The organism is Microbulbifer sp. GL-2, from assembly GCF_007183175.1.
Lineage (GTDB): Bacteria > Pseudomonadota > Gammaproteobacteria > Pseudomonadales > Cellvibrionaceae > Microbulbifer.
Genome location: NZ_AP019807.1, coordinates 1139299 through 1164316, shown reverse-complemented (window position 1 = coordinate 1164316; position 25018 = coordinate 1139299). Strand labels below are relative to the sequence as shown.

Genomic DNA, 25018 nt, shown 5'->3' with positions numbered 1-25018 from the left:
AGTTTTGTTCAAATTTGGTGAATATCGGGAGAGGCAAAGCAAAAAAGGCGGCCCGAAGGCCGCAGGAGTGGGGGGATGGTATTGAAGTTAGAGCAACCCGGGTTTGGGTACTACCCGGTAACCGCGTCTTACGTCGTCCCAGAGGTAGTAAGTATCGTACGCCACATAGTAATTGTGTCCTCCTACCACTACGGTGAGAGCGGAGGCTGGCAGGCTGTGTATTATGGCTCCATGGGGGGCGTGGGTGACTACATAACCGTGAGATGCCGGGCGGTAAAAGATGCCGTCGCTGTAGTAAAAACCCGCTGCGCCAATGCTAAGACTGATGAAGTTGTGTGGCAGGTGGCGCCAACGATACCCGTAACCATAGTGTGCTGGACGGTGATGGGGGCGATGCCCGTGGTGGCCGTGACGGTAGTGGGGCCTGTGGGCGGCGCGGTGCGCATGGCGATGGCCCTTTCTGTGGCCTTTTCTATGCCCCTTTTTGTAGCCTCGGTTGTAACCGTCTTTATAAGCGTGGCGAACTTCGCGGCGATGTTGGCGCTCTTCCCTGCGCTGCTCTTTCTTGCGCTCCTGCCTGCGGCGTTTCTTTTCTTGCTGGCGGTTGTGGTGCTTTTTCTCATGGTGCCTGTCGTGGCTGCGCTTAAAATGGCGTTGCTCGCGCTGAGCTCTTCCCTGCCCGTGGTAATCGTGGTCCATTGCACGCTGGTGTCCTCGGTGGACTTCAGACAGCGCGGGGGCTGCTATCAACAGCAGGCCCATAGTGGCGATGGCGGTAGCGAGGTGTCTCATGGCTGCACACTCCTGAGCCTGGGTGGCTCTTTTATGTCGTTTGAGGTCTTTTGTGAATCTTGGCGTGCAGTTTGCCTTGGCGGGTCTGAACACTTCCTGAACTGGATTCATTCCTATACGGAGAGCAGAGAGGGGCGCTAAAAGCCGTGTGACCGGAAATCCAGCTTGTGATGTTTCGCCCTGGAGGTGCTTTGGGATGTACACTCGGGGAATCCCCCGAGATAGTGGCAATTTTGCCTTGTTGAGACACCCGGTCGCAGCGAGTATGATGCCGCGCTGATTCATAGTGAGCGGTAGAGCGATGCAAGTCTTCCACCACGTAGCAAGCCTGCGCGAGGCTTTGGCCGAGGCCCGCAGGGACGGCAAGTCCGTCGGATTCGTGCCTACGATGGGCAATTTGCACGATGCCCATATCGAGCTGGTCAGGATTGCCCAGCAACACTGCGATCTTGTTGTGGTATCTATCTTCGTCAACCGCTTGCAATTTGGATTGAACGAGGACTGGGATACCTATCCGCGCACTACGGAGCGGGATATGGCCAGGTTGCGCGATGCCGAGTGTGATTTCCTGTTTCATCCGGATGAGAATGAAATCTACCCCAACGGTATGGACCAGCAGACCCGCGTAGTGTGTCCCGCTATGACCGATGTGCTGTGTGGCGCAAGTCGCCCAGGTCACTTTGAAGGGGTGACTACGGTAGTATCCAAACTGTTCAATATCGTGCAGCCGGACAAAGCCATATTTGGCATCAAGGATTTCCAACAATTGGCGATTATTCGCCGTATGGTGGAAGACTTGTGTATTCCTGTGGAAATTGTTGCGGCACCGGTACATCGCGAGGTGGATGGTTTGGCAATGAGCTCCCGCAATGGCTACATCACCGCGGAAGAGCGCCCCAAGGTAGCTGTGCTGAACCAGTCATTGAACTGGGTCAAAGATGAGATTGTAGTGGGGTGCCGGGACTTTGCTGAGCTGGAAAAAGAAGCGCGCAGCCGAATTGAAGAACAAGGTTTTCGGGTTGACTACTTCTCCATCTGTTACAGCAAGGATTTACAGCCGGCGGCAGACGACGATAAACAAATTACGATTCTGGGAGCGATGTACACCAGTGCCGCGCGACTGATCGACAACGTATCCCTGGAACTTTGAGGGGGCATCCAACCATGCAAATTGAAATGTTGAAATGCAAACTGCATATGGCCGCGGTGACCCAGGCTGAACTCTGGTATGACGGTTCCTGTGCAATTGATGAGGATCTGGTAGAACTGGCAGGCCTGCGCGAATTCGAGAAAATTGATATTTACAATGTGAGCAACGGCGAGCGTTTTCACACCTATGTGATCCTGGCCGAGCGCGGTTCAGGCATTATTTCTATGAACGGTGCCGCTGCCCGCAGAGTCCAGGTTGGCGATCGCGTTATTATTGCCTCCTATGCCCAGGTGGCTGAGGAGCAGGCTGATAGCCACAAGCCAAAGTTGGTTTACCTGGATGAGAACAACAAGGTAGAGCGCAGCACTAATACGATTCCGGTGCAGCTGGCTGAGGCGTAATTTCCCGGCTACGGGGCTGTACGGCCCTGTAGCATTCATTCCCTTCTTGTTTGCAGCTAAGCGGACCCCAACTTCCCTTGAGTCTAAACCTCTCGGCAGCGGGTCTGACAGTGTCTAGCATTACTCAGCGATCCGATAGCAATAATACTTCCTGCTGGAATCTTTTTTCCAGGTAGGACTCATCCAGAGTGTAGTGCCAGAGTCCTTTCTTTTGTCCCTTATCAAAGGCGATCTCGCCAATTCTACCGGGGTTATATTTGATCGGTTGGGTGAGTTGGTATTCAGCAATCGGATCCTTATAGGCCTCCTCCAAAGGAATGACATCCCAGCCTTCCCGTCTTAGCCGCTGGGCCAGGTCGCCGATAAACAGTGCAGAGATATCCATCTCGTGCAGCAGAAGTACGTGCTTGGGCGAGCGCCCAAGATGTTTAATTGCCACCTCGTCATAGTACTTAATACTCTCCATCAACACATCGACATACATTTTGGAGAGCTTTTGAAGATTTACCGACTTTCCGTCTTTCACTGCCGTCTGGAAGAGTTCTTCGATATACCAGTCGTAATTATTTAAAGTGATATAGGCATTCTTGTACTTATTTTCCCGCAGCAGGTTTCTCATGCCATCCCGCTTTTCGACAGTTTCTCCTTCGCGCAGATAGGGAAAGCGAAAATAGGGTTTGAAGTTGTCAAACTGTTGGAGTAACCGGTGGGCCTGTAGGAAGTCATCTCGATATGTGGGCAGATCTGTATTCAGAAAATTTGGATGGCTGTGCGTATGGTTGCCAATAAGATGTCCGGCCTTGTCGTAGAGGCGCATCCTGTCCAATCCTTCCTGATTCAGAGACTGGGTGTTGGAAAAGAAGGCGACTTTGCCAATTTTATGTTTTTCCAGTGTTTCTATCAGTGTTTTGGCTCGGGTTTGGCCATCAAAGTAGCCGTTCGCGGTACGAGGAGCATCATCGAATGTAATTGCCAGTTGCTTGGCGTTAACCACCGGGATTGTTATCAGGCAGATAATCAAAAGCAAGATTGAACGCTGCATTGTTTTTGTCCCTTATAAGTTTATTAGCGTGCCGTTCGAAAAGCCTGGGATAATCTGTCCTGCCAATCCGGCATGCTGGCTAAATTCGCTTGCCTGGCAAGCAGTATCGCTGGTTGACTTGAAACTTAGTGGCTTCGAACTTGTTTTCCTATTGTGTCCAAATTAGTGGTAGGTGTATATGGCCAAAATATTAGTAAGTGCCTGCCTTCTAGGCAGCGCGGTGCGTTACAACGGCAGCGCTGTTGAGGTTAATAGCATTGATTTCAATTGGCTGGTGGATAGCCAGGAGATAGTTTCTCTCTGCCCGGAAGTTGCAGCGGGGCTGCCTGTCCCGAGGGTGCCGGCAGAGATTTACAGCGGGAGCGGGACTGAGGTTTTAGCGGGTACTGCCAGAGTTATTGGAAGTGATAGGGCGGATATGACTGAATTTTTTTTGTCGGGGGCTAAAATGGCACTGCAACTATGCCGTCAGCACAATATCCGATATGCAGTGCTTACGGAAAACAGCCCTTCTTGTGGTAGTGGTTTTATTTACGATGGCAGATTTTCCGGAAACAAAAAAGTCGGTGCCGGTGTTGTATCGGCTTTTCTTGAACAAGCGGGTATACAAGTGTTTAGTCAATATAACGTAGGTAGACTTAGGGAATTAATTGGTATTTCATAGCCGGTCTGAGTTTTCAGATTAAATAAATTCACGCGAATAAAAGTTGGTGTAAATAAGTGAACACTAAATTTATCAATTTCAAAGAAAAGCTGGATATGTTTTCACGGCATTGGTCTCCCAGGGTGATTGCGAAGATGAATGATTACCAGTTTAAGCTGGTAAAGATTCAGGGTGAATTTACCTAGCATGATCACCCCGATACCGATGAGGTATTTATTGTAATCTCTGGAGATATGGAGATTGAATTCCGCGATAGTGTTGTTTCTCTGGGGTCTGGTGAGATGACTGTGGTGCCAAAAGGGGTAGAACACAAGCCCAGGGCTGAACGGGAGTGTAAATTCTGCTGATTGAGCCCGAGGGCGTTGTTAATACGGGCGGTGCGGGTGGAGAGTTAACTGCTGAGAATGATACCTGGATCTAATGGATTCCTGAAAGATCATGCTATAAATGGTTGAGCTGCTAATCAACCTTCTTCCGTTGCTTAACTTTCTTTGCGGTAGCTCCCCTCAATAAGATTGGAATAGTCTTTACTCCAAACTCATTTGTTATCTCTATGTGATCAGGAGATTGTTTTGCAGCTGCTGTGTTATAAAGTGGTAGGAGTAGAATTATAAATTCAGGTTTCTCTAGGCTAGCCAAGCCGCGCTAATAATAAAGGAGAAGATGATGTCTGAAGTACATACCCGTCCGGTTCCCTCCAGCTTTGCCGCCAACGCCCTTATTGGCGAGGAAGATTATGAAAGGATGTACCGCCAATCGGTGGAGAGCCCAGAGGCATTTTGGGCACAGCAGGCCAAGGACTTTTTACAGTGGAATAAGCCGTTTACCCAAGTCCTTGAAGAGGATCTGCACAAAGGTCATACCGCCTGGTTCTCCGATGGCCAGCTGAATGTCACAGTAAACTGTATCGACCGGCATCTGGCAACCCGCGGTGAGCAGACCGCAATCCTGTGGGAGGGAGATGATCCGGCGGATAGCAGGACGATCAGTTACCAAAATCTTCATGATCATGTGTGCCGGCTGGCCAACCTACTGAAATCCAGGGGTGTGAAAAAGGGGGATAGGGTCTGTATCTATATGCCTATGATCCCAGAGGCAGCCTTTGCGATGCTTGCTTGTGCCCGTATCGGTGCGGTGCACTCTGTCGTGTTTGGTGGTTTCTCGCCAATCTCTCTGAAGGATCGGATTCTGGATTCTGATTGTCGTCTGGTAATTACGGCCGATGAGGCGGTTCGCGGTGGTAAGCGCATTCCCCTCAAAGCTAATGTCGATCTTGCTCTAGCGGAATGTCCCAATGTGCACACTGCGATTGTTGTGAAGCATACCGGCGCTCCGGTGGACTGGGACAGCAAGCGCGATATCTGGTATGCCGAATCTGTTGCCGAAATGGATAGTGAGTGTTCACCGGAAGTCGTCAGTGCTGAAGATCCGCTCTTTATTTTGTATACCTCCGGTTCCACCGGCAAGCCTAAAGGGGTGCTGCACAATACTGCGGGCTACCTGTTAATGGCCACCATGACTTTCAAGTATGTGTTTGATTACAAGGAGGGGGAGGTCTTCTGGTGTACTGCCGATGTCGGCTGGATTACAGGGCATAGTTATATTGTCTACGGGCCTCTTTGTGCCGGCGGCACCAGTCTGATGTTTGAGGGGGTGCCCACTTATCCAGATGCCTCACGCTTCTGGCAGGTTGTGGATAAGCATAAGGTCAACAGCTTCTATACGGCACCAACCGCGATTCGTGCATTAATGGGTGCGGGGGATGAATTTGTAAAGAGCACCGAGCGCAGCTCTTTACGCTTACTGGGCACTGTGGGTGAGCCGATTAATCCAGAGGCCTGGGAGTGGTATTACAAAGTGGTTGGAGAAGAACGCTGCCCCATTGTGGATACCTGGTGGCAGACGGAAACAGGCTCTCACATGATTGCACCTCTGCCCGGCGTTATGGCACTCAAGCCGGGCTCCGCCGCCAAACCATTCTTCGGCGTTCAGCCGGCCTTGTTGGATGGGGAGGGTAAAGAGATTGAGGGGGTAGGTGAAGGCTCTTTGGTCATTAAGAGAAGTTGGCCGTCGATGATTCGTGGTGTTTATGGAGATCGCCAGCGCATGCTCGATACTTATTTCTCCATGTTTCCCGGTTATTACTTTACCGGCGATGGTGCGCGGAGAGATGCGGATGGCTACTACTGGATTACCGGCCGCATAGATGATGTTCTAAATGTCTCTGGCCATCGCCTTGGCACCGCAGAAATTGAGAGTGCTCTGGTACTGCATGACGATACAGCAGAGGCTGCTGTGGTTGGTTATCCGCATGAGATAAAAGGACAGGGTATATATGCCTTTGTTACTTTAAAGGCAGGGCATCAGCCGAGTGATGCCCTGCGCCAGGAGTTAATCGACTTATGCACCAAGGAAATAGGACCTATCGCCAAACCTGACTTTATCCAGTGGGCACCGGGATTACCGAAAACCCGCTCAGGTAAGATCATGCGTCGTATCCTGCGCAAGATTGCCTGTAACGAGCTGGATAATCTGGGCGATATCTCAACACTTGCGGATCCGTCGGTGGTTGAAGAGCTGGTAGAGCATCGCGAGAGTCGTTGATAAGAGTTTTTTGTATCAACATTTATATGACATTGTAAAAATGTGTGGCGGTGTAAAGAAAAAGCCGGGTTATACCCGGCTTTTTTACAGGCAGAAATATAGCCGTTTAATAACTAGCTGTTTTTCAGTAAATTGGCAGCTTGAAAAAAACCTGAGTATACCCGGTTACTTAATGTAGTAAAGGAGAATCCGTTTGGAGCAGGGACAGTATCTTTGTGAGCATTATCGTTTTGCCGCAGATCAGCGACTTAAGGTGTTTAATTTTTTTGTGATCTTGACCATGTTTGTTGAGGGGGGATCTTTACCGCAGTAGAGAAAGATTTCCATCCCTTGATCCTTGCCCTGCTCGGAGGCTTTGTGGTGATTCTGGTCACAGTTTTCTGGTTGATGGATATCCGCAGTCGGCAGCTGCTCAAGCTCGCAGTGCCAGCTCTCAAGACTCTGGAGCAGGACTATCCCGAAGAGGCGCGGATTTTTTCCAATGATGCTATCCGCAGGGGGGACCTGGCCCGGTATACCTTTGCGTTTCGTGTACTTTTGGCCGGCCAGCTTGTCTTTGGTATGGGGGTGGCGGCCTATGGATTGCACCATTGGTATGTCACCCCCTAAGGGGCGCCCAGCACGATATGACTTCCCAATTCCTTTGACTGGTCTCGCAGGCGGTAAAAACCGACACGGTCTTCCTTGTAAATGGCGCACTTCACTCCATTGAACTATCTTGCAGGTTGTCACTATTGCCACTGTGTTTCAGGGAAAGCTAATCAATGTTGGATCACATCAGAATTCCAGTTCAGGACTTTGCACGCAGCAGTGATTTTTACCGTCAGACCCTTGCGCCCCTGGGGTATGAGTTAGTAATGGAGTTTGATAGCTCGGCTGGTTTTGGCTGGGCGGATAAACCAGAATTCTGGATTAGTAGCAGCGATGCCTCAGGTGGGCAGTTGCATATTGCGTTTCGTGCAGAAGAGCGCGAAGTAGTGCGTGATTTCCATCGGGTCGCGCTACAGGCTGGAGGCGTTGATAACGGCGTTCCCGATGTTTACGAGCAGTATCACCCTGATTACTATGCTGCCTATGTTCTCGATCCCGATGGTAATAATCTTGAAGTAGTCTGCCATCTGCCCGGCGACCTGCAGGACTAGCCGAGAGAAAGAAATTACCGATAAAGCCTGGAGACTATTATGGATGATATTGCCCGCGCCAAGTACCTTCCTGTTGCCCTAGTCGTTGTTGGTCTGATTTTTATTTTTGCAATCTATCCGATGATGATGTGGATCTGGCCTGCCGGGTGGGGCTGGACTCCGAGGCAACCGGAATACGAGCAGATGATAATGGGTCTATATGCCACCTTGGGAGTGTTTCTGATTCTTGCGGCAAGAAATCCTGCGGCGAATACCAGCCTTATCTGGTTTACCATTTGGTCCAGCCTGGTACATGCAACCATTATGTTATTTCAAGCGATAGTCGATCATACTGAGCGTCAAAATTTAGTAGGAGATATACCGGCACTTTACTTGGTAGCTGCAATACTCTGGTACTTGATGCCCAAGCATGTCGATAAAAAGCAGGAGTAGCGATAAAAGTAGTGGGAGTAGATAATTTTGGGGCTCCCGATTAACCCCCGCTATAAGAACGATAATAAGGTCCAATTTCTCGCTCATTGTGCGGCCCTATAAGCTCTGTTTATGTAATAGAGACAACTATAGGGACGAACTAATCAATGAAATATATACCTTTATTTGCATTAACTATTGGCCTGATAGGTATCGCCAATGCAGAGACACTCACTCGAGATAATGGTGCACCGGTAGGCGATAACCAGAATGCACAGACTGCCGGGGAAAATGGCGGTAACCTTTTACAGGATGTTCACCTGATTCAAAAATTACAACGCTTTGCTCGTGAGCGTATTCCTGAGCGAGTGGTACATGCTCGTGGTACAGGCGTCCATGGTGAATTTGTACCGACAGAGGACATCAGTAACCTGACTCGCGCAGCGGTTTTTAAGCCCGGTAGCAAAACGCCAGTGTTTGTGCGCTTCTCCACGGTTATCCACTCTAAAGGATCTCCGGAAACCCTTCGTGATCCGCGTGGTTTTGCCACTAAATTTTATACCGGTGAGGGAAACTGGGATTTAGTTGGCAATAACCTACCGGTATTTTTTATTCGCGATGCTATTAAGTTTCCGGATATGGTCCACTCACTAAAACCCTCGCCTGTGACCAACCAGCAGGACCCCAACCGTTTTTTTGACTTCTTCAGCCATGTACCGGAAGCCACCCACATGTTGAGTTGGGTATATTCGGATTACGGAACGCCGGCAAATCTGCGTCAGATGGATGGTTGGGGAGTGCACGCCTACAAGCTTATCAATGAGAAAGGTGATGTTAATTACGTTAAATTCCACTGGAAATCCCGCCAGGGTATTAACAACCTGACCGCTGAGGAAGCAGCAGAAATACAGGCGAGAGATTTCAGTCACGCTACTCGAGATATGTATACGGCGATTGAGAAAGGGAACTACCCCAAGTGGGATCTTTACATCAAAGTGCTGAAACCGTCACAGCTGGATGATTTTAATTACAATCCACTGGATGCCACCAAAATGTGGCTGGATGTGAAGGAAAGCAAAATTGGTACTATGACACTGAATCGTGTGCCGGAGAATTTTTTCCAGGAAACAGAGCAGTCTGCTTTTGCACCGGCAAATATAGTGCCGGGTATCGAGCCGTCTGAGGATCGATTGTTGCAAGGGCGTGTTTTTTCTTACTCAGATACACAAATGTATCGTCTCGGCGCAAACCATCAACAGCTGCCAATCAACCGCCCCGGTGTCGCAGTGCAGAATTGGAATCAGGATGGTGCGGGTAATAATGGCCGGCAAACTTCTGATGTAAATTACCAGCCGAGCCGTATTGATGCACGCAGTGAAGACCCCAAAGGTCTTTATAGCAGCAAGCCGCTGGTCGGTAACACACAGCAAAAAGCGATTGAGAAAAAACTGCCATTTGCTCAGGCGGGATCTTTCTACCTCAGCCTTGCCCCCGAGGAGCGCCAAAACCTGGTTGAAAACCTGGCGGGAGACCTCGGTAAGGTTCAAGACAGTAATACGCTGCACATTATGTTGAGTTACTTCTACCAAGCCGATAAGGATTATGGTGAACGCCTGACCAAGGCTGTGGGTGGAGACCTGAACCAGGTTAAAAAACTGGCTCGATAAATTCCTGTCAAGCGGGCGGCAATTGTCGCCCGCAGCTATTCGAGAGGTGGACCCATGAGGTATGTTTTTCTGACAATACTGTTTGTTGTTTCGGGAGCTTCTGCGCAAGAACCGGCGGCTGTTAGTGACTCTGCTTTTGCTGAACTTTCCCAGTACTATTTTGCCGCAGCTCGTGTCGGTGATGCTGAAGTGCTACGCGAATTCTCCCAGGCAGGCTTCCCCCTGGATTTGAAAAACTCCAAAGGTTATACGGCTTTGATGATTGCCACCTATAACGGTAATGGGGCGGCGGTAGATTACCTTTTGCAGCGCGGTGCCGATGCCTGTTTGGAGGACCGTCGTGGCAATACCGCATTGATGGCGGCAATATTTCGTGGGGAGTTCGCAATTGCCCGTACCCTGCTTGAGCAGGACTGCGATACGGCGCAAACCAATAAGGCCGGCCACTCAGCGGCGGATTTCGCCAAGGTGTTTGGGCGCGAGCGGGTGGTGCAGTTACTAGAGCTGCAGCACAATTAGCTTGGGATAGGTCATTTGTGTCTCTGAGGGTAATCAACAGGGTGCAAAAGAGTCTCCAGGGGGGAATTCAGTGGGGCCTGTCACACTGGCAGGCGGGTGCTTAATCAGTGTTTGTCCCAGCCCCTGCGACCGCGTTAGCATAGCCAACTGCAATCCAGTTGGTATCCGCTATGACCCAGAACCACCACCCCTACGAAGCCCTCACGCCGGATGTGGTGATTGACTGTGTCGAGAGCAGTGGGCTGATCTCCGACGCGCGTATATTTCCCTTGAACAGCTATGAAAACCGGGTTTATCAGGTAGGCATTGAAGGTGCAGAGCCGCTGATTGCCAAGTTTTACCGCCCTGGTCGCTGGACCGATGAGCAGATATTGGAAGAGCACCAGTTTACTTTGGAGCTCGTCGAGGCGGAGATCCCTGTGGTTGCGCCGCTGCAATTCGGTGGGCGCACTCTTCAGGAAGCCGCTGGCTTCCGCTTTGCCCTGTTTCCTCGCCGCGGTGGGCGCCAGCTGGAGTTGGATAATTTTGATCATCTGGAGCAGGTGGGTACCATGCTGGGGCGTATTCATGCGGCTGGCAGCGCCAAACCTTTCGCCCACCGCCCGACCCTGAGCCTGAGGCACTTTGCGATCGATAGTCGCGAATTTATTCTGGATGGCGACTTTTTACCGCGAGAGAACCGCGAGGCTTACGCCTCGGTGACCGATCATATTATCGAACAGGTCGCCCCTTTGTTTGAACGCGACTGGGGCCTAGTACGCCTGCACGGTGACTGCCACAGTGGCAACTTCTTATGGCGTGATGATACCCCATGGTTTGTAGACCTGGATGACTGTCTGATGGGGCCGGCAATCCAGGATATCTGGATGTTGATCTCCGGTAATCGAGCGGAGCAGACAGCCTACCTGGATGCGGTAGTCGAAGGATACGAAACCTTCTATAGTTTTGATCCCCAGCAGCTGCAGCTGGTGGAACCGCTGCGCTGCCTGCGCCAGATGCATCATGCCGCCTGGTTGGCGCGGCGTTGGCAGGACCCGGCATTCCCCCAGGCATTTCCCTGGTTTAATACCCCCCGTTACTGGGCGGAACATATATTGGCATTGCGCGAACAGCAGTCGGCGCTACTGGAACCACCTCTGACACTGGGAGCGGTCTAACATGGAAAAACCTGCAGTGGATGCCACTCATGCAGAGATTAAAACGGATCTGCTGTGGGAGAGAATTCGCACCGAAGTGGCGCAGCAAGTAGAGAGAGAGCCAATACTTGCCAGCTTCCTGCACGCTACCATCCTCAATCACAGCTCAATGGAAGCGGCGCTCAGCTTTCATCTGGCCAATAAGCTGGATAACGCGGTGGCACCAGCGCTGCTTATCCGCGAAGTGATTGACGAGGCCCTGGATGCGGACCCTAGCATTGGCCACGCCGCGCGCGCAGACCTGAACGCAACCTACTTGCGCGATTCCGCTTGCAACTCCCTGTTCGAACCCTTTTTGTATTTTAAGGGGTTCCATGCATTGCAGGTGCATCGGGTGGCGCACTGGCTTTGGGCACAACAGCGCCGCTCACTGGCAATGTTTTTACAGCACCGCGTATCAGTGGTCTTTAGTGTGGATATCCATCCCGCGGCAAAAGTCGGAGAAGGCATACTTCTGGATCATGCCACTGGTATCGTAATCGGCGAAACTGCCGTAGTGGAGAATAACGTCTCTATCATGCAGTCGGTCACCCTGGGGGGCACCGGAAAAGAAAGTGGCGACCGCCATCCGAAAATTCGCTGTGGTGTCCTGATCGGTGCTGGCAGTAAGGTGCTTGGCAATATTGAAGTGGGTGAATGCGCCCAGGTGGCCTCTGGCAGTGTGGTGCTCAAACCGGTGCCGGAGAAGACCCTTGTGGCTGGGGTGCCGGCCAGGGTACAGGGGCCTGCGACCTGTGCGCAGCCGGCCATGTCCATGGACCAGTGTGCTCTTTCGCAAGTGGAGAAGTAGTGATTGTGACCCCGTTTGCTTCAATGGCAACGGGGTGATTCCTATCTGAGGGAAGCGGATAAATGGAACTATCCTTGTACCCATGAAATACAGTCTCAGCGCCAAAAACCTCGTCTGTCGAAATCTTGAGACCCACGCCAGCTACTGTGCGGGTTTACTCAATTCCAATCACACCAAAGAAATCACCGGTATTGTGCGCAGCGATAGCGGTTTTTTGTCGGGGAGTCTGAATCAGGCTGTCTCCAATTCGGTAATGCCGCCGCGAATATTGCAGCGATTTGTGCTGGACTATTTTGCCGAGCGCCACAGCCCTTTCACCCTTTGGCACAGTGCCACCAAACCCTTGGATGACAGGGCGTTGTCCGAACTGGGTTTGCAGCGAAAGCAGTCACAAGTGGCTATGGCTGCAGAGATACAGCGCCTCACCCCGGATGCTGCTGCGGAAGAAGAGGGTGACAAGCTGGTGTTTTCTTCTGTAAAAAAAGAGGATTTGCCTATCTATGCAGAGGTACAGGCCGCGGGGTGTGGCTCTGCCCAGGAGGGTGCACAGCTGAAGAAATTTTATCAGGCACTGGCGGAGATTCCCGAACAAAAGCGTGCACGGCTCCGGTTTTTTCTGGCTCGCTTGGAGGATACTCCGGTGGCGGGAGGCTGCTTGTTTGCTTCTGCTGATGCACTGGGCCTGTATGACCTGCTTACCTTGGAGGGTTATCGGGGCAGGGGTATTGGGCGCGCGCTTTTCCGTCACCTGCTGAAGCAGGCTCTGGCCAGCCACCACCGCAGCCTGGTGGCGCTGGCGCCGGCAGATAAACAGCAGCTGCCGCTGAGTTGCGGTTTTTACGCCGTGGGCGAAGTGGCGCGCTATGTTTACTCACCCTAGATTTACTTCAGTAATAGTGTTTAGGATGTTCAGGCGCGTTCCATGGGGAATGCGATCACATCCTGTATAGAACGATGGCCTCCCGCCAGCATCAGCAAGCGATCCACTCCCAAGGCAACACCTGCGCATTCTGGCATCCCCGCCTGCAGTGCCGAAACCAGGCGCTCTTCGAACGGGTAAGTGCAGCGTTGGTGATTTTGCCGGTAGGTTAAGTCCGCCTCAAAGCGACGCAACTGCTCGGTACTATCAGTCAACTCCCAATAGCCGTTGGCGAGTTCCAGCCCACCTACATAGGCCTCAAAGCGTCGTGCTACGGGTGTGCCCTGCTCATCGGGAATTATTTTGGCGAGTGCCGCCTGGTCTGCGGGAAAGTCATAAAGCAGGGTAATGCCCTTGCCCATGGCAGGCTCCAGGCGGTGGCTCATTAACAGGTCGAGGGATTCACTGCGATCACCCGGGGTGAAGGATAACTCTATTTCCCGCTCTACACAGGCTGCCAGCTCCTTGTCACTGGCACTGTGTGGGTCCAGCTGTAGCTCGCGCAGAAACAGGGTGCGATAACTGAGAGATTGCACCTGGGAAATACCCAGTGTTTGGCTGAGTAACTCCGCTACCTCATCCATCAGGAGGCGGTCGTCCCAGCCGCAGCGATACCATTCCAGCATGGTGAATTCAGGGTTGTGGCGGGTACCTGCCTCACCCTGGCGGAAGGCTTTCCCCAGGTAGTAGCAGTCGCCGATACCGGCGGCCAGCAGGCGTTTCAGAGCAAACTCCGGGCTGGTGGCTAGATAGGCTGGAGCGCCACTGCATTGGACGGTGATGGAGTCGATATGTGGATCAACGGTGGCACGACGCGAGAGGGCCGGTACTTCTGTTTCCAGTACCTGGCGATGGGCGAAAAATTGGCGGATTTCCGCCAAAAGCGCAGCGCGCTGGCGCAGGGCATCAATAGTGGCGCTGGGACGCCAGAAGTCAGCGGTCATGGGAGTTGCTCAGGCGTTGGGCGGCCATCAGACCGCCCACTGGGAAAAGTCGAAATCAGTCTTCTTTGGCGCGGCCCAGGTATTCACCGGTGCGCGTATCTACTTTGATAGTCTCGCCGATTTCCAGGAACAGGGGCACCTTAACCACGGCGCCCGTAACCAGGGTAGCGGGCTTGGTGCCGCCTTGGGCGGTATCGCCGCGCAGCCCCGGATCAGTGTCAGTGATTTCCAGAATCACGTGGTTGGGCGGGGTGACTGCCAAGGGGGCACCGTTATACAAAGTAATGGTGCAGATATCCTGTTCCTTCAGCCACTTGGAAGCATCACCGACGGCATCGGAGCTGGCCTGGTGCTGTTCAAAAGTTTCCGGCTCCATGAAATGGTAGAATTCTCCATCGTTATAGAGATACTCCATTTCGCGGTCCATTACGTCTGCAGCTTCCAGGCTTTCACCGGAACGGAAAGTACGTTCCCAAACACGACCGGTCTTCAGGTTACGCAGTTTCACGCGGTTAAACGCCTGACCCTTACCAGGTTTTACGAACTCGTTTTCCACGATAGAGCAGGGGTCGCCATCCAGCATTACCTTGAGGCCGCCCTTAAATTCGTTGGTGGAGTAATTAGCCATAGCAATTAGAGCCCTTATAATTCATTTATCTATATGATTTTTAACGAGTTTTTCTTCCCGTTCGGCCCCGGGAGTTCCGTTAGCTGCCGCCGAATCTGGTAGCCGCAGGCGACTCGTTTGGCCACGGTGCAAAGATTTCACCGGTGGCCCTGAAAAGATGGTGCGAGATTATACAGGAGGGGGGCGCTTTGAACGAAGCGCTGCGAATACGCTACTGGAAGATTTTGAAACAGTCCGTGAATCTCAGGGCTCACGGACTGGTGTTGCGATTAGCTTAAGGGGTTATCAGTGGTGTTAGCGAATTGCCGCAGCAGGCGTCTGGCGTAATAGGCAAAGGTGGCTTGGCTGCGTTTCTCTTGCAGTATCCAGTCGTGAGCTTCACGGCCCAGCTCTGGGGCTATGTCCTGAATAGAGCCCGCGGACTCCGCCAGCATCTGCAGCTGGGCGGCGCGCTCACACTGCAGGGCCATGGAGCAAGCTTCCTCCACCGAGCGGCATGCAATGATCAGGCCGTGATGTGCGAGCAGGATAGCGCGTTTGTCACCGATCGCTTCGGCAATAATTTCGCCCTCGCTGTTGCCTACAGGTACGCCGGGCCACTCTTTGAGGAAGGCGATATCGTCGTACAGCATACAGGCATCCATGTGAGAGATTTTCAGGGGGCGCTCAAGCATGGAGAGTGCGGAGATATGGATCGGGTGAGTATGTACAATGCACTGGACATCCGGACGTGCGCGGTAAATCCAGGTGTGGAAACGGTTAGCGGGGTTGGCCATGCCGTCGCCGGACAGGACCTCCAGGTCCTCGTTGACTTCCAGCAGGTTCGATGCGGTTATTTCATCAAAACCGAGACCCAGGCGCTGGGTGTAATAATTGCCGTTTTGTTCCGCGCGGGCAGTAATCTGACCGGCCAAGCCAGAATCGTGGCCGTGGGAAAATAAAATACGACAGGTCAATGCCAGCTTTTCCCGCAGGGACCAATTTGGCGCGCCCAAGTGTTGTTTCATGGATTCACTGGCTTGCTTAATCAGCTCGCCCTTTTTCATCGATAGTGTTTCAGCCATGTTGTACTCCAATGCTGGCGACACAGGATTTTCACGGGAGTCCGCTTTGCAGATGCTCCCTGAAAAAATCCTATTTTTTGAATTTATGACAACAGTTGTGGATTGTGTGCTGTTACGTTCACATTCCTGTGCAGTGTCCAGCCATTTTTTTGTTGGCTGGGCGCACACAGCTTAGGCAGGGATGGCTTGGGCTTGCTCGGGAGCCATTGCGCGGTGGGCTGTTTCGATAGAGTCGAAGAACTGTAGACGAGCCTGTACCAGGCGGCGTCCAGCATCGAGCATAACGTCCAGTTGCGAGGCATCTTGAGTGCCGATTTCTACCATAATGTCGCGAATAGTTTCTGCGTGGCCGTCGTCACACTCGATATGCAACAGGAAGAAAGTGAGATGCTCGTCGGCAATACCACAGGAGCGGAACCCGGTAACAACATCACTATACAGATCCGGTACCAAAGCCTCTGCTCCCAGGCACAGAGCACCCAGACCAGAGCTGGCGCGCAGGTCGCGACAGTGTTGGAACATACTGTCGATCAGGTATTGAGTGCCGGGTAGTATTTCTGCACTTTCCAAACTCAGGCCGAAGTGCTCAAGGGTTTCGCGGTAAATCTCTGCATGGGGCTTGGGACTACCGGGCTCCAGACCAAGCTCCTCCATCAGGTTTTCCGCCAGTTCGAGTACCTCTTTATTACTTGGAAGATTTGCCATCATCGCACATAGATAACGCACGAAATAGCTGCTGTAAATTCCTTGCTGTACCAGAAAAATTTTTAGCTCCTGCATGGTTATGGAGCCATCGCGGCAGCGCTTGAGGAATGGATGAGCACGGGTTTGCTCGATCAATAAATCTTTATTCGCCTCAAGTAGTTCGAGCTGCATTTCCATCGAATTTTTCCTTTTTTTAATTCCATTTTACAGGGGCTGGTAGATACCCTGATTTAATTTTTATTGAAATTCGAGCGCACTGAATTCAAAAGAGACAAAGTTATTATTGCTTTGTCTTCGGCTAAATTAACACCGTATTAACCCTGTTGTGAATAAGGGAATTATGAAGAGTTTCCTAAGGAAATTTGCACAAAAAGTAATATTATTTTGCTGTTGGTTATTTTTTTACTAATTGTATTATTGTTTTCGATGTTTGATTTTTAATACTTGTGAGACTGAAGTTTTCACTTCGCCTTTGAGGTATGTTTTATGGGGTATTGCGAAGAAGCTTGGGGTGGATTTGATATTTCTTATGCAGTGTGCCATTAGTTTATTCTTCAACTTTTTTTTATTGTTTATGTGACAAAGTTGAATGGTTGTAATTAAAAAATATTAGGGTAAATCCTCTGTATGGCCCCGGCGACTAGAAAAGTGACTCAATATTCCGGTTCGGGTCGATATTCGTCGGTTAAAAAAACAGGGGTGACCACATGGTTTTATATGGAGCGCGAAGGCATTTCTGTTGTTGCCAGCCAAGTTGATCGCCAATGTAATGGATAGCCTGTGTTAGTTGGGTATCTGAGCTTCGCTTCTCTTCTGGTACAATTGCCCATCTTCTTATGTTTTCCCTCAGTCTCCGCATACTTCTATGGCGAACCCTTCATCTATCAACAGCGATCTGATTGACACCCGTGAACCCCGCCGTTGGCAGGATGAGTTATCGGATCTGGTTACAGATCCCGCTGAATTAATCCGGCTGTTGCAGCTGGACACTGCACTGTTGCCTCAGGCCCTAAGTGCCGGTAGCCAATTTGCCCTGCGGGTGCCGCGTCCATTGATCAAGCGCATGCGCCCCGCAGACCCGAATGATCCGCTGCTGCTACAAGTATTGCCTGGCGCTACGGAGTTGGAAGCGGTAGTCGGCTTTAGTGCTGATCCACTGCAGGAAGCTGAGGCAAACCCGTTGCCCGGGGTAGTGCACAAGTATCATGGCCGTTTGCTGCTAATTACCGCCGGTCAGTGTGCAGTGAACTGCCGTTACTGTTTCCGCCGGGAATTTCCCTATAGCGAAAACCACCTTAGCCGGAACCAGTGGTCGTCTGCACTGGACTATGTGCGTGCGCACACTGAGTTGCGTGAGGTAATTTTGAGTGGCGGTGATCCATTGGTGGTGAGTGACCGCCAACTCTCCTGGCTGAGTAGTGAACTGGCACAGATAAAGCATTTGGATAAACTGCGTATTCACACTCGATTGCCAGTAGTGGTGCCGAGCCGTATCACTGATGAGATGCTTTCCTGGTTTACCGGTTCGCGTTTGAAGCCGGTGCTGGTACTGCACTGCAATCATGCTAATGAAATAGATAATGAGGTGCGTACTGCGCTGACTCGCCTGCGCGGTGCTGGAGTCACGTTACTTAATCAAGCGGTACTGCTTCGCGGTGTCAATGACAGCTATACGGCCCTGGAAAACCTCAGTGAGGCGTTGTTCGATGCGGGGGTGATGCCTTATTACCTGCATCAATTGGACAGGGTCAACGGGGCTGCCCATTTTGAGGTGAGCGATAGCAGAGCGTTGCAAATTGTTGAGCAGTTACGTCACCGCCTGCCCGGATACCTGGTGCCTAAACTGGTCCGGGAAGTGCCCGGTGTTCCCTCCAAATCGCCGCTTGAGGTTACAAAGAATAATTAAAAAATCTGGAACTGGCTTTGCTACAGAGCGCAGGCGCGAAGCGTTTATAAAGTGGCATTGAATTGATCTAGGCTAAATGCGTCTACTCGCCTATCTATATAGTGGCCGCCATGTTTTTTGGGCTGGGTCCGGTTGCGAGCCGAAGGAAAATGCTTTGCCGATCCGATTAGTGATTACTAATTAACAGATAATAATTCTAAGGCGCGCTTTTGTGGCAGCGGGATTAGTGTGACTTGGGTCACGCGTACCATCCAGATGTGCCCTTGTATGCCACCGTAAGGGCCCCCTAAACTTACCGCACGCGGTAGCGGTGCGCCGCCCTGAATAAATAGAGCAAATAATGAGTAGCAACGACACTATCCGACTCCTCCTGATTCACGATACTCCCTCAGAAGCGCAGCGCCTGGTCAGCATGTTGCATAATGCGGGTCGGCCCAACCGGGCCCAGCATGTTTCCAGTGAAGCAGTTTTCACCCGCTTGCTGCAGGATAAAACCTGGGATTTGGTCATTGCTGCGGAAGGCAGTACTCAGATTCCTCCGGCGGTGGCCCTGCGCACTATTAGCAAGTTACAAAAAGATGTACCGGTGATCCTGTTAACCGAGCGCAGCGGTTCACAACCGGTAGTGGAAGGGTTGAAGCAGGGCGCACGCGATGTGGTCACAGTAGATGAAGATCAGCACCTACTACTGGTGATCCAGCGCGAAATGCTCTCTTTGGACAACCGCCGCCAGGCGCGCCTGCACGATCGTCGCTACCACGCGACCCTCGTTCGTGCCAAGGAATTACTGGATAGCTCAAAAGATGCGATTGCCTATGTTTCCGATGGTTTAATTGTCTATGCCAATGACTCTTTTGCCGAACGCTTCGGCCACGAAAGCGGTGAGGATGTAGAGTACCAGCCGTTGATTGACATGCTGGCGGAAAATGAGCAGGAGGGCGCGCGAGGGTTTCTCAAGCGCTGCGCTATCGATAACAATGAAGTGGAAGCCAAGGAGTGGAAGTTTACCGCCAGGACAGTTACCGGCGATCCACTGCCCAGCCGCGCCGAGGTGCTCAGCACCACCTATGAGGAGGAGCGCTGCCTGCAAGTGCGTATTGCCGCAGGCCGGGGTGACACCGAGCAGCTGGAAGCCCAGCTTAGCGATATCAAGAATCGCGATCCACTCACCGGATTGTTTAATCGCCAGCATTTCTTACCGCTGCTCGATTCCACCATTAAGTCTGCGGCGGATTCCCACCGTACCGGCGGCCTGATGTTTATCCAGGTAGACCGCTTTGCTGAAGAGGTGCAAAAAGTGGTGGGCGTCGCTGGTGCTGATGCAGTGCAAAAAGCCATGGCTGAGTTGTTGCAGGGTTGCCAGCGCAGTGGAGACACACTGGCGCGTTACAGTGATGACAGTTTCTGCCTGCTGAGCCCGGACACCACCCCGGACAGCATTGAGCAGCGCGCGCGCGACATCCTGAAAAAAATATCCGATACCATTTTTGATGCGGCTGGCAAAACCCAGCAGATTACTGCTTCCATCGGCATTTCCCTGTTGAGTGAGGCATCAAGTGGTTCCCAGCAAGTGTTGGAGCAGGCGCAGGTTGCACATAAGCAGGCCCAGGGTGATGAGGGGCAGGGAGGTAACTTTGTTCTGTATGAGCCCGATACTGAAAGTGGTGCCGATGCGGATACTTATCACCGGGCACGGGTGGTGCAGGCACTGGAGGCTGGAAACCTGAAGCTGTTATACCAGCCGATTCTTAGCTTGCAGGGTACCGGCGAGCAGATATATGAAGTACTGGTGCGTATGCTTGATGACAAGGAAGAGCTGGCGCCACTGGCCTTCCTGCAGGAGCTGGGCGATGCTGGCCTCTCCGCCAAGATGGACCGCTGGGTGATCCTCACAGCGATCAAAGCTGCCGCAGCCGCCCGCGCCGAGGGCAGGGATGTATCGCTGATGTTGCACATGACCACGGCCTCACTGGTCGACAGCAGTTTACCTGCCTGGTTGGGGGTGGCCTTCAAGGCCGCCAAGGTTCCACCGGGCACTGTAATTTTCCAGCTGCGCCAGGAGGATATCACCAGTAACCTGCATGCGGCCCGTGACTTTACTACTCAGGTACAACAGCTCGGTTGTCGAGTGGCGGTGTGTCATTTTGGTACAGGTCTCAACCCTTTCAAAGCGCTGGAGCATGTGAAGGTGGATATCGCCAAGGTCGATCCGTCTTTTGTGCGCGAAGTACAAGATGAGGGCGAGAGCAGTGAATCTTTGGCAGGGCTGGTGCAGCGTCTTGGCGAGGCGGACACCAAAGTGATCGTGCCACATATCGAACAGGCCAGTATGCTGCCGACTTTGTGGCAGACTGGCACCGACTATATTCAAGGTTATTATGTGCAGGCGCCTGCGGAGGAGATGAGTTTCGACTTCAGCCTGGACTGATTATCATCTGGATATTGTTTACAAAAAAAGCGCGCTTCCCTTCGGGTTGCGCGCTTTTTTGTGGAGCCTTTTTATAAGGCCTCATATTTTTCGGATTATACGCTGTAACGGCTGCGTAGAGCGGCGATAGCGTTGCGAGCCAGGGCGCCATATTCGGGTGCCGGTGCCGGTGTATTCTCCGCGGCTGCGCTCTCGCTCCAGGCACGCTGTACGTGGTTGTGGCCAGCTTTTTGTTTGTACATCCTGGCCAGGGTGGCATTGTAGTTTTTACTGGTTACCGTATCCACATGGTACCAGTGGGCCTTGGCGCGGGAGTGGGAAACGTCCATCAGCAGGTAGCCACGCTGGGTGACATTGACCCACTTCAGGTGCGGGATCAGTCCGTCCATGGCGATAGCGGCTACGTCTGTCAAATGGGACTTGTCGAGGAAACTTGAGGTCACTCCAGGTGTGACAAATTCACCACCCAAGGCACCGCGGCCGGTGAGGCGCCCGTATTCGAGAATACTGAATGGGTTGCTGGCCAGATCCCAGGCCCAGGAGCTGTGGATGTCTCCGGTGAGTACGAAGAAGTTCTCGATATTGTTATTGGCGATGTGATCAAACAGCCGTGTGCGCGAGGCAGTGTAGCCATCCCACTGATCCATGTTGATGGAGAAGTTCTTGGCCAGGGTAAGCTGTGCCATCATCACCTGTTGCCCAAGTACCCGCCAGCGCACACCGTCGGATTGGGATTGGCTCAGGCTGCGGTACAACCATTCCTCTTGCCGCTGGCCTAGGAGACTGCGCTCCGGGTTATCGGCGGTTTTCTGGTCAAACCAGTTGGCCTGCTCATCCCGCGCAGCGATGCGGGTGTCCAACATCATCAGGTCCATCAGGTTACCGTAACGGAAGCTGCGATAGATGGCCCTGTCTCCAAACAGATCCAAAAGGCCGTTATCGCGGATTGGCATCCACTCAAAGTAGGCCTGGTTGGCTACTGAGCGACGCTTGAACCAGTCGCCTTCACCATCCTGGGGATCGTGGTTTTCCGCTCCCCCAGCCCAGGCATTGTTGGTGGTTTCGTGATCGTCCCACACGCAGATAAACGGGTGCTGGCGATGGACTTCCTGCAAGTCGGGATCGGAGCGGTACTGGGAGTAACGCATACGGTAGTCCTGGATATCCACCATCTCCTTTGCCGGGATTGGCTCACGTCCCAAACCGGTGCCAGTGCCGAAGCCGCCGGGGCCATATTCATAGATATAGTCTCCCAGGTGCAGTACCACGTCCAAGTCAGGGCGTTGGGCGATTTCCCTGTAGACATTGAAAAAGCCCATGGGATAGTTGGAGCAGCTGGTGACCGCAAAACGCAGGCGCTCTACATGGCCCACCGGTAGGGTCCTGGTGCGTCCCACGGGGGAGTCCATGTTGTTGGAATAGAAGCGGTAGTAGTAGGTGGTACCCGGCTGAAGACCGCTGGCATCCACCTTGATGGTGTAGTCCACCTCTGGGCCGGTTAGGCCGTTGCCACTGTTCACCACCATCGCCATTTCCGGATCCAGGGCAATTTGCCAGCTGTAGGGCACCATGGATTGAAACAGGGGATCGTCGGACGGGGTGATTCTGCTCCAGAGAATAACGCGGTCCGCCAGAGGGTCGCCGCTGGCGACACCGTGCTGAAAGGGCTGCTGGCCGGAACCATAGGCTTTCAGTAGTGGCAGGGATGCCAGGCTGGCGCTGGAAAATTGTAGAAACCGCCTCCGGGACAAGGACATGGGGTTCTCCTTTTTATGTGGTTTTTATAAAGGAACCGCAGTCTGTCTTGGAAAAGTGAATACTTTGTTAATTGCCAGTCAGTTTTTTTCTACTCGGGGTCGAATAGTCGGTAAATTCGTCGTCAGACGAATAAAATGAGACTTTCGTCTATTTCAGGCGTGAAAGGGAGTATGACTGTCGGTTTAAAGGCGCTGTGAGGGAGGACTTCAGAGTTGTAGCCACTGGGGATTTGCTACCCGTCATTCCGCATCTGCGTGCTCTCGGGTATCCTGTGTCGCGATTAAAAACAGAACACTCTGGGAGTAGGTCCATGTTGCCCCGCTTACTTTGCACCAGCCTGATTGTCGGCGGCCTTGCCGTTGCGGGTGGGTGCTCGAAGACAGAACCTTCCAAAATTGACGCCGAGAGCGCGAGTGCAGCGGTCAAAACCGCCGCTGTCATTGAAAAGAAAACAGTCGCTGACAAGGCGCCGGAATCCGGTGTGGATTACCACTCCTTCGCCAACAGCAATGACTACCAGGTACAGCACCTGGACCTGGACTTGACTGTGGACTTCTCGCGCAAGGTCCTCGAGGGCGAAGCCAAGCTGGACTTCAAACGCCTCAACGACAAGAAACTGCCGATGGTGCTGGATACCCGCGAGCTGGAAGTGGTTTCCGTTTCCGCCAACGGTGCGCCGGTGCAGTTCTCCATGGGCGAGAAAGATGGCCACCTGGGCACTCCGCTCAATATTGAGCTGCCGGAAGATGCCACCAGTATCACTATCCGCTACCGCACTGCGCCGGGTGCTTCCGGCGTGCAGTGGCTGGAACCTGAGCAGACCGCAGGCAAGAAGCAACCGTTCCTGTTCACCCAGGCCCAGGCGATCCACGCGCGCAGCTTTATCCCGCTACAGGATTCCCCCAAAGTTCGTATCACCTATAACGCCACCGTTCATACACCGAAAGAACTGCGCGCGGTCATGAGTGCGAACAACGACCCGAAGGCAGCCAAAGATGGCGTCTACGAGTTCGAGATGCCCCAGCGCATTCCCTCCTACCTGATCGCCCTGGCGGTGGGTGACCTGCAGTTCAAGCCTATGGGTGAGCGCACCGGTGTCTACGCCGAGCCTTCCATGCTGGAATCTGCAGCGGCGGAGTTTGCCGATACCGAATCCATGTTGGAAGTGACCGAGAAGGCCTACGGCCCCTACCACTGGGATCGCTACGACCTACTGATCCTGCCGCCCAGCTTCCCCTTCGGCGGCATGGAAAATCCGCGCCTGAGTTTTATTACCCCCACCGTGATTGCCGGTGACAAGAGCCTGGTGGCCCTGATTGCCCACGAGCTGGCGCACTCCTGGTCCGGCAACCTGGTGACCAATGCCAGCTGGCGCGACCTGTGGCTGAACGAAGGCTTCACCACCTACCTGACCAACCGCATCATGCAGTTTGTCTACGGTGACGAGCGCTACCAGATGGAAATGGCCCTGGGCTATGATGATTTGCAGGCTGACCTGGCCGATAAAGAGCCCCGCGACGAGATTATGGCCATCGACCTGCGTGGCCGTGATCCCGATGAAGTGTTCTCCAATATCCCTTACGAGAAAGGCTCCCTGTTCCTGTACGAACTGGAACAGAAAGTGGGTCGTGAAGCCTTTGATCGCTTCCTGATGGAGTACTTCAGCCACTTCTCCTTCCAGAGCATCACCACTGAGGACTTCGTCAAGTACCTCGATAAGACCCTGCTGGTGGAGCACGCTGACAAGCTGGATCGCGAGCGTATTCACCAATGGATCTTTGAGCCGGGTATCCCCGAGGGTGCACCCCACCCGCAGTCCGATGCCTTCACCAAGTTGGACCCGGTGCGCCAACAGTGGCTGGGCGGCAAGCTGGCGGCCAAAGATATTGACACAAAAGGCTGGACTTTCCACCAGTGGAAGTACTTCCTCGACGGTATGCCGGAGAAACTGACTGAGCCCCAGTTGAAGGAGCTGGACAGCGCCTTTGGCCTGACCGAATCCCGCAACAACGAAGTGGCTTTTAGCTGGTTGATGATCGCTGTGCGCAACGATTACGAGCCGGCATTTGAGCGCCTTGAAAACTTCCTCACCAGCATTGGCCGCAACAAGTTCCTGCGCCCGCTATATCGTAATATGGTGGAGACTGGTAAGAAGGATGTTGCTGTGCGAATTTTTGAGCGTGCCAAGGTGGGTTACCACCCATTGTCTGTGAAAGTGAACAGCTTGGTAATCTACGGCAAGAAAGCGGGCTGAATCAGTCCGGGCTTTTTCCGCGGTTTCGGTACTC

The 25018-nt window shown here is 52.7% G+C and carries 24 protein-coding genes; 17 read left to right on the top strand and 7 right to left on the bottom strand.

What is annotated here, in order from left to right; all coding sequences use genetic code 11:
- Nucleotides 1–87: 87 nt before the first annotated feature.
- Nucleotides 88–792 (bottom strand): DUF6515 family protein, encoded by a 705-nt coding sequence (locus GL2_RS05110; RefSeq protein ID WP_143729587.1) that lies wholly within the window; start codon nucleotides 790–792, stop codon nucleotides 88–90.
- Nucleotides 793–1093: 301 nt separating this feature from the next.
- Between GL2_RS05110 and panC the strand changes: the two genes are divergently transcribed.
- A complete protein-coding gene (gene panC, locus GL2_RS05105) occupies nucleotides 1094–1942 on the top strand; it encodes a pantoate--beta-alanine ligase (protein WP_143729586.1) in 849 nt (282 codons plus the stop codon).
- Between the two features lie 14 nt (nucleotides 1943–1956).
- On the top strand, nucleotides 1957–2343 hold the full coding sequence (panD, locus tag GL2_RS05100) for an aspartate 1-decarboxylase (protein WP_143729585.1): 387 nt from the start codon (nucleotides 1957–1959) through the stop codon (nucleotides 2341–2343).
- Nucleotides 2344–2467: 124 nt separating this feature from the next.
- Here panD and GL2_RS05095 read toward each other — a convergent pair whose 3' ends face one another.
- The gene (locus GL2_RS05095) at nucleotides 2468–3385 is read right to left on the bottom strand and encodes a polysaccharide deacetylase family protein (protein WP_143729584.1); all 918 of its coding nucleotides are present in this window, start codon (nucleotides 3383–3385) and stop codon (nucleotides 2468–2470) included.
- Between the two features lie 178 nt (nucleotides 3386–3563).
- Here GL2_RS05095 and GL2_RS05090 point away from each other — a divergent pair, with 178 nt between their 5' ends.
- The 12 genes from GL2_RS05090 (at nucleotide 3564) to GL2_RS05040 (ending at nucleotide 13258) form a co-directional block, all read left to right on the top strand.
- Entirely contained in the window at nucleotides 3564–4049 is a 486-nt protein-coding gene (locus tag GL2_RS05090) for a DUF523 domain-containing protein (RefSeq protein WP_143729583.1), read from the top strand.
- Between the two features lie 56 nt (nucleotides 4050–4105).
- The gene (locus GL2_RS22105) at nucleotides 4106–4234 is read left to right on the top strand and encodes a hypothetical protein (RefSeq protein WP_255505831.1); all 129 of its coding nucleotides are present in this window, start codon (nucleotides 4106–4108) and stop codon (nucleotides 4232–4234) included.
- A gap of 48 nt (nucleotides 4235–4282) precedes the next feature.
- Nucleotides 4283–4396: a hypothetical protein gene (locus tag GL2_RS21835; RefSeq protein WP_232053770.1), complete on the top strand. Its 114-nt coding sequence runs from the start codon at nucleotides 4283–4285 to the stop codon at nucleotides 4394–4396.
- Nucleotides 4397–4715: 319 nt separating this feature from the next.
- Nucleotides 4716–6653 carry an acetate--CoA ligase gene (acs, locus tag GL2_RS05080; protein WP_143732797.1) on the top strand — a complete coding sequence of 646 codons (1938 nt, stop codon included), beginning with the start codon at nucleotides 4716–4718 and terminating at the stop codon, nucleotides 6651–6653.
- A gap of 330 nt (nucleotides 6654–6983) precedes the next feature.
- A complete protein-coding gene (locus GL2_RS05075; protein WP_232053769.1) occupies nucleotides 6984–7262 on the top strand; it encodes a hypothetical protein in 279 nt (92 codons plus the stop codon).
- 155 nt (nucleotides 7263–7417) lie between these two features.
- A complete protein-coding gene (locus tag GL2_RS05070) occupies nucleotides 7418–7795 on the top strand; it encodes a VOC family protein (protein ID WP_143729582.1) in 378 nt (125 codons plus the stop codon).
- Nucleotides 7796–7834: 39 nt separating this feature from the next.
- A complete protein-coding gene (locus GL2_RS05065; RefSeq protein ID WP_143729581.1) occupies nucleotides 7835–8227 on the top strand; it encodes a DUF6632 domain-containing protein in 393 nt (130 codons plus the stop codon).
- A gap of 146 nt (nucleotides 8228–8373) precedes the next feature.
- Nucleotides 8374–9873, top strand: a complete 1500-nt coding sequence (locus tag GL2_RS05060) for a catalase (protein WP_143729580.1) — start codon at nucleotides 8374–8376, stop codon at nucleotides 9871–9873.
- Nucleotides 9874–9927: 54 nt separating this feature from the next.
- Nucleotides 9928–10392 carry an ankyrin repeat domain-containing protein gene (locus GL2_RS05055; protein WP_143729579.1) on the top strand — a complete coding sequence of 155 codons (465 nt, stop codon included), beginning with the start codon at nucleotides 9928–9930 and terminating at the stop codon, nucleotides 10390–10392.
- 170 nt (nucleotides 10393–10562) lie between these two features.
- Complete coding sequence (locus tag GL2_RS05050) at nucleotides 10563–11549, top strand: serine/threonine protein kinase (protein WP_143729578.1); 987 nt, start codon at nucleotides 10563–10565, stop codon at nucleotides 11547–11549.
- 1 nt (nucleotide 11550) lies between these two features.
- A complete protein-coding gene (gene cysE, locus GL2_RS05045; protein WP_172621064.1) occupies nucleotides 11551–12378 on the top strand; it encodes a serine O-acetyltransferase in 828 nt (275 codons plus the stop codon).
- A gap of 82 nt (nucleotides 12379–12460) precedes the next feature.
- Nucleotides 12461–13258 (top strand): GNAT family N-acetyltransferase, encoded by a 798-nt coding sequence (locus GL2_RS05040; protein ID WP_143729577.1) that lies wholly within the window; start codon nucleotides 12461–12463, stop codon nucleotides 13256–13258.
- 29 nt (nucleotides 13259–13287) lie between these two features.
- Here GL2_RS05040 and epmA read toward each other — a convergent pair whose 3' ends face one another.
- The 4 genes from epmA to GL2_RS05020 all read right to left on the bottom strand — a co-directional run bounded on the left by epmA (nucleotide 13288) and on the right by GL2_RS05020 (nucleotide 16815).
- Entirely contained in the window at nucleotides 13288–14241 is a 954-nt protein-coding gene (gene epmA, locus GL2_RS05035; protein WP_143729576.1) for an EF-P lysine aminoacylase EpmA, read from the bottom strand.
- A gap of 55 nt (nucleotides 14242–14296) precedes the next feature.
- Complete coding sequence (efp, locus tag GL2_RS05030; protein ID WP_143729575.1) at nucleotides 14297–14869, bottom strand: elongation factor P; 573 nt, start codon at nucleotides 14867–14869, stop codon at nucleotides 14297–14299.
- A gap of 269 nt (nucleotides 14870–15138) precedes the next feature.
- A complete protein-coding gene (locus GL2_RS05025; protein WP_143729574.1) occupies nucleotides 15139–15933 on the bottom strand; it encodes an aldolase in 795 nt (264 codons plus the stop codon).
- Between the two features lie 171 nt (nucleotides 15934–16104).
- Nucleotides 16105–16815 (bottom strand): TenA family transcriptional regulator, encoded by a 711-nt coding sequence (locus GL2_RS05020; RefSeq protein WP_143729573.1) that lies wholly within the window; start codon nucleotides 16813–16815, stop codon nucleotides 16105–16107.
- Between the two features lie 688 nt (nucleotides 16816–17503).
- On the opposite strand from GL2_RS05020, the gene epmB reads away from it, so the two are divergent.
- Together epmB and GL2_RS05010 are read left to right on the top strand one after the other, a co-directional pair.
- Nucleotides 17504–18544, top strand: coding sequence for an EF-P beta-lysylation protein EpmB (epmB, locus tag GL2_RS05015; protein ID WP_143729572.1), 1041 nt, complete (start codon nucleotides 17504–17506; stop codon nucleotides 18542–18544).
- A gap of 340 nt (nucleotides 18545–18884) precedes the next feature.
- On the top strand, nucleotides 18885–20972 hold the full coding sequence (locus tag GL2_RS05010) for an EAL domain-containing protein (protein WP_143729571.1): 2088 nt from the start codon (nucleotides 18885–18887) through the stop codon (nucleotides 20970–20972).
- A 95-nt stretch (nucleotides 20973–21067) separates the two neighbouring features.
- On the opposite strand, the gene GL2_RS05005 is transcribed toward GL2_RS05010, so the two are convergent.
- On the bottom strand, nucleotides 21068–22729 hold the full coding sequence (locus GL2_RS05005; RefSeq protein WP_143729570.1) for an alkaline phosphatase: 1662 nt from the start codon (nucleotides 22727–22729) through the stop codon (nucleotides 21068–21070).
- A 311-nt stretch (nucleotides 22730–23040) separates the two neighbouring features.
- Between GL2_RS05005 and GL2_RS05000 the strand changes: the two genes are divergently transcribed.
- The gene (locus GL2_RS05000; protein ID WP_143729569.1) at nucleotides 23041–24984 is read left to right on the top strand and encodes a M1 family metallopeptidase; all 1944 of its coding nucleotides are present in this window, start codon (nucleotides 23041–23043) and stop codon (nucleotides 24982–24984) included.
- Nucleotides 24985–25018: the final 34 nt, after the last annotated feature.

Coding starts and splice junctions, on each gene's coding strand:
- GL2_RS05110 (WP_143729587.1), bottom strand. CDS start 792: ATGAGACACCTCGCTACCGCCATCGCCACTATGGGCCTGCTGTTGATA.
- panC (WP_143729586.1), top strand. CDS start 1,094: ATGCAAGTCTTCCACCACGTAGCAAGCCTGCGCGAGGCTTTGGCCGAG.
- panD (WP_143729585.1), top strand. CDS start 1,957: ATGCAAATTGAAATGTTGAAATGCAAACTGCATATGGCCGCGGTGACC.
- GL2_RS05095 (WP_143729584.1), bottom strand. CDS start 3,385: ATGCAGCGTTCAATCTTGCTTTTGATTATCTGCCTGATAACAATCCCG.
- GL2_RS05090 (WP_143729583.1), top strand. CDS start 3,564: ATGGCCAAAATATTAGTAAGTGCCTGCCTTCTAGGCAGCGCGGTGCGT.
- GL2_RS21835 (WP_232053770.1), top strand. CDS start 4,283: ATGGAGATTGAATTCCGCGATAGTGTTGTTTCTCTGGGGTCTGGTGAG.
- acs (WP_143732797.1), top strand. CDS start 4,716: ATGTCTGAAGTACATACCCGTCCGGTTCCCTCCAGCTTTGCCGCCAAC.
- GL2_RS05070 (WP_143729582.1), top strand. CDS start 7,418: ATGTTGGATCACATCAGAATTCCAGTTCAGGACTTTGCACGCAGCAGT.
- GL2_RS05065 (WP_143729581.1), top strand. CDS start 7,835: ATGGATGATATTGCCCGCGCCAAGTACCTTCCTGTTGCCCTAGTCGTT.
- GL2_RS05060 (WP_143729580.1), top strand. CDS start 8,374: ATGAAATATATACCTTTATTTGCATTAACTATTGGCCTGATAGGTATC.
- GL2_RS05055 (WP_143729579.1), top strand. CDS start 9,928: ATGAGGTATGTTTTTCTGACAATACTGTTTGTTGTTTCGGGAGCTTCT.
- GL2_RS05050 (WP_143729578.1), top strand. CDS start 10,563: ATGACCCAGAACCACCACCCCTACGAAGCCCTCACGCCGGATGTGGTG.
- cysE (WP_172621064.1), top strand. CDS start 11,551: ATGGAAAAACCTGCAGTGGATGCCACTCATGCAGAGATTAAAACGGAT.
- GL2_RS05040 (WP_143729577.1), top strand. CDS start 12,461: ATGAAATACAGTCTCAGCGCCAAAAACCTCGTCTGTCGAAATCTTGAG.
- epmA (WP_143729576.1), bottom strand. CDS start 14,241: ATGACCGCTGACTTCTGGCGTCCCAGCGCCACTATTGATGCCCTGCGC.
- efp (WP_143729575.1), bottom strand. CDS start 14,869: ATGGCTAATTACTCCACCAACGAATTTAAGGGCGGCCTCAAGGTAATG.
- GL2_RS05025 (WP_143729574.1), bottom strand. CDS start 15,933: ATGGCTGAAACACTATCGATGAAAAAGGGCGAGCTGATTAAGCAAGCC.
- GL2_RS05020 (WP_143729573.1), bottom strand. CDS start 16,815: ATGGAAATGCAGCTCGAACTACTTGAGGCGAATAAAGATTTATTGATC.
- epmB (WP_143729572.1), top strand. CDS start 17,504: ATGGCGAACCCTTCATCTATCAACAGCGATCTGATTGACACCCGTGAA.
- GL2_RS05010 (WP_143729571.1), top strand. CDS start 18,885: ATGAGTAGCAACGACACTATCCGACTCCTCCTGATTCACGATACTCCC.
- GL2_RS05005 (WP_143729570.1), bottom strand. CDS start 22,729: ATGTCCTTGTCCCGGAGGCGGTTTCTACAATTTTCCAGCGCCAGCCTG.
- GL2_RS05000 (WP_143729569.1), top strand. CDS start 23,041: ATGTTGCCCCGCTTACTTTGCACCAGCCTGATTGTCGGCGGCCTTGCC.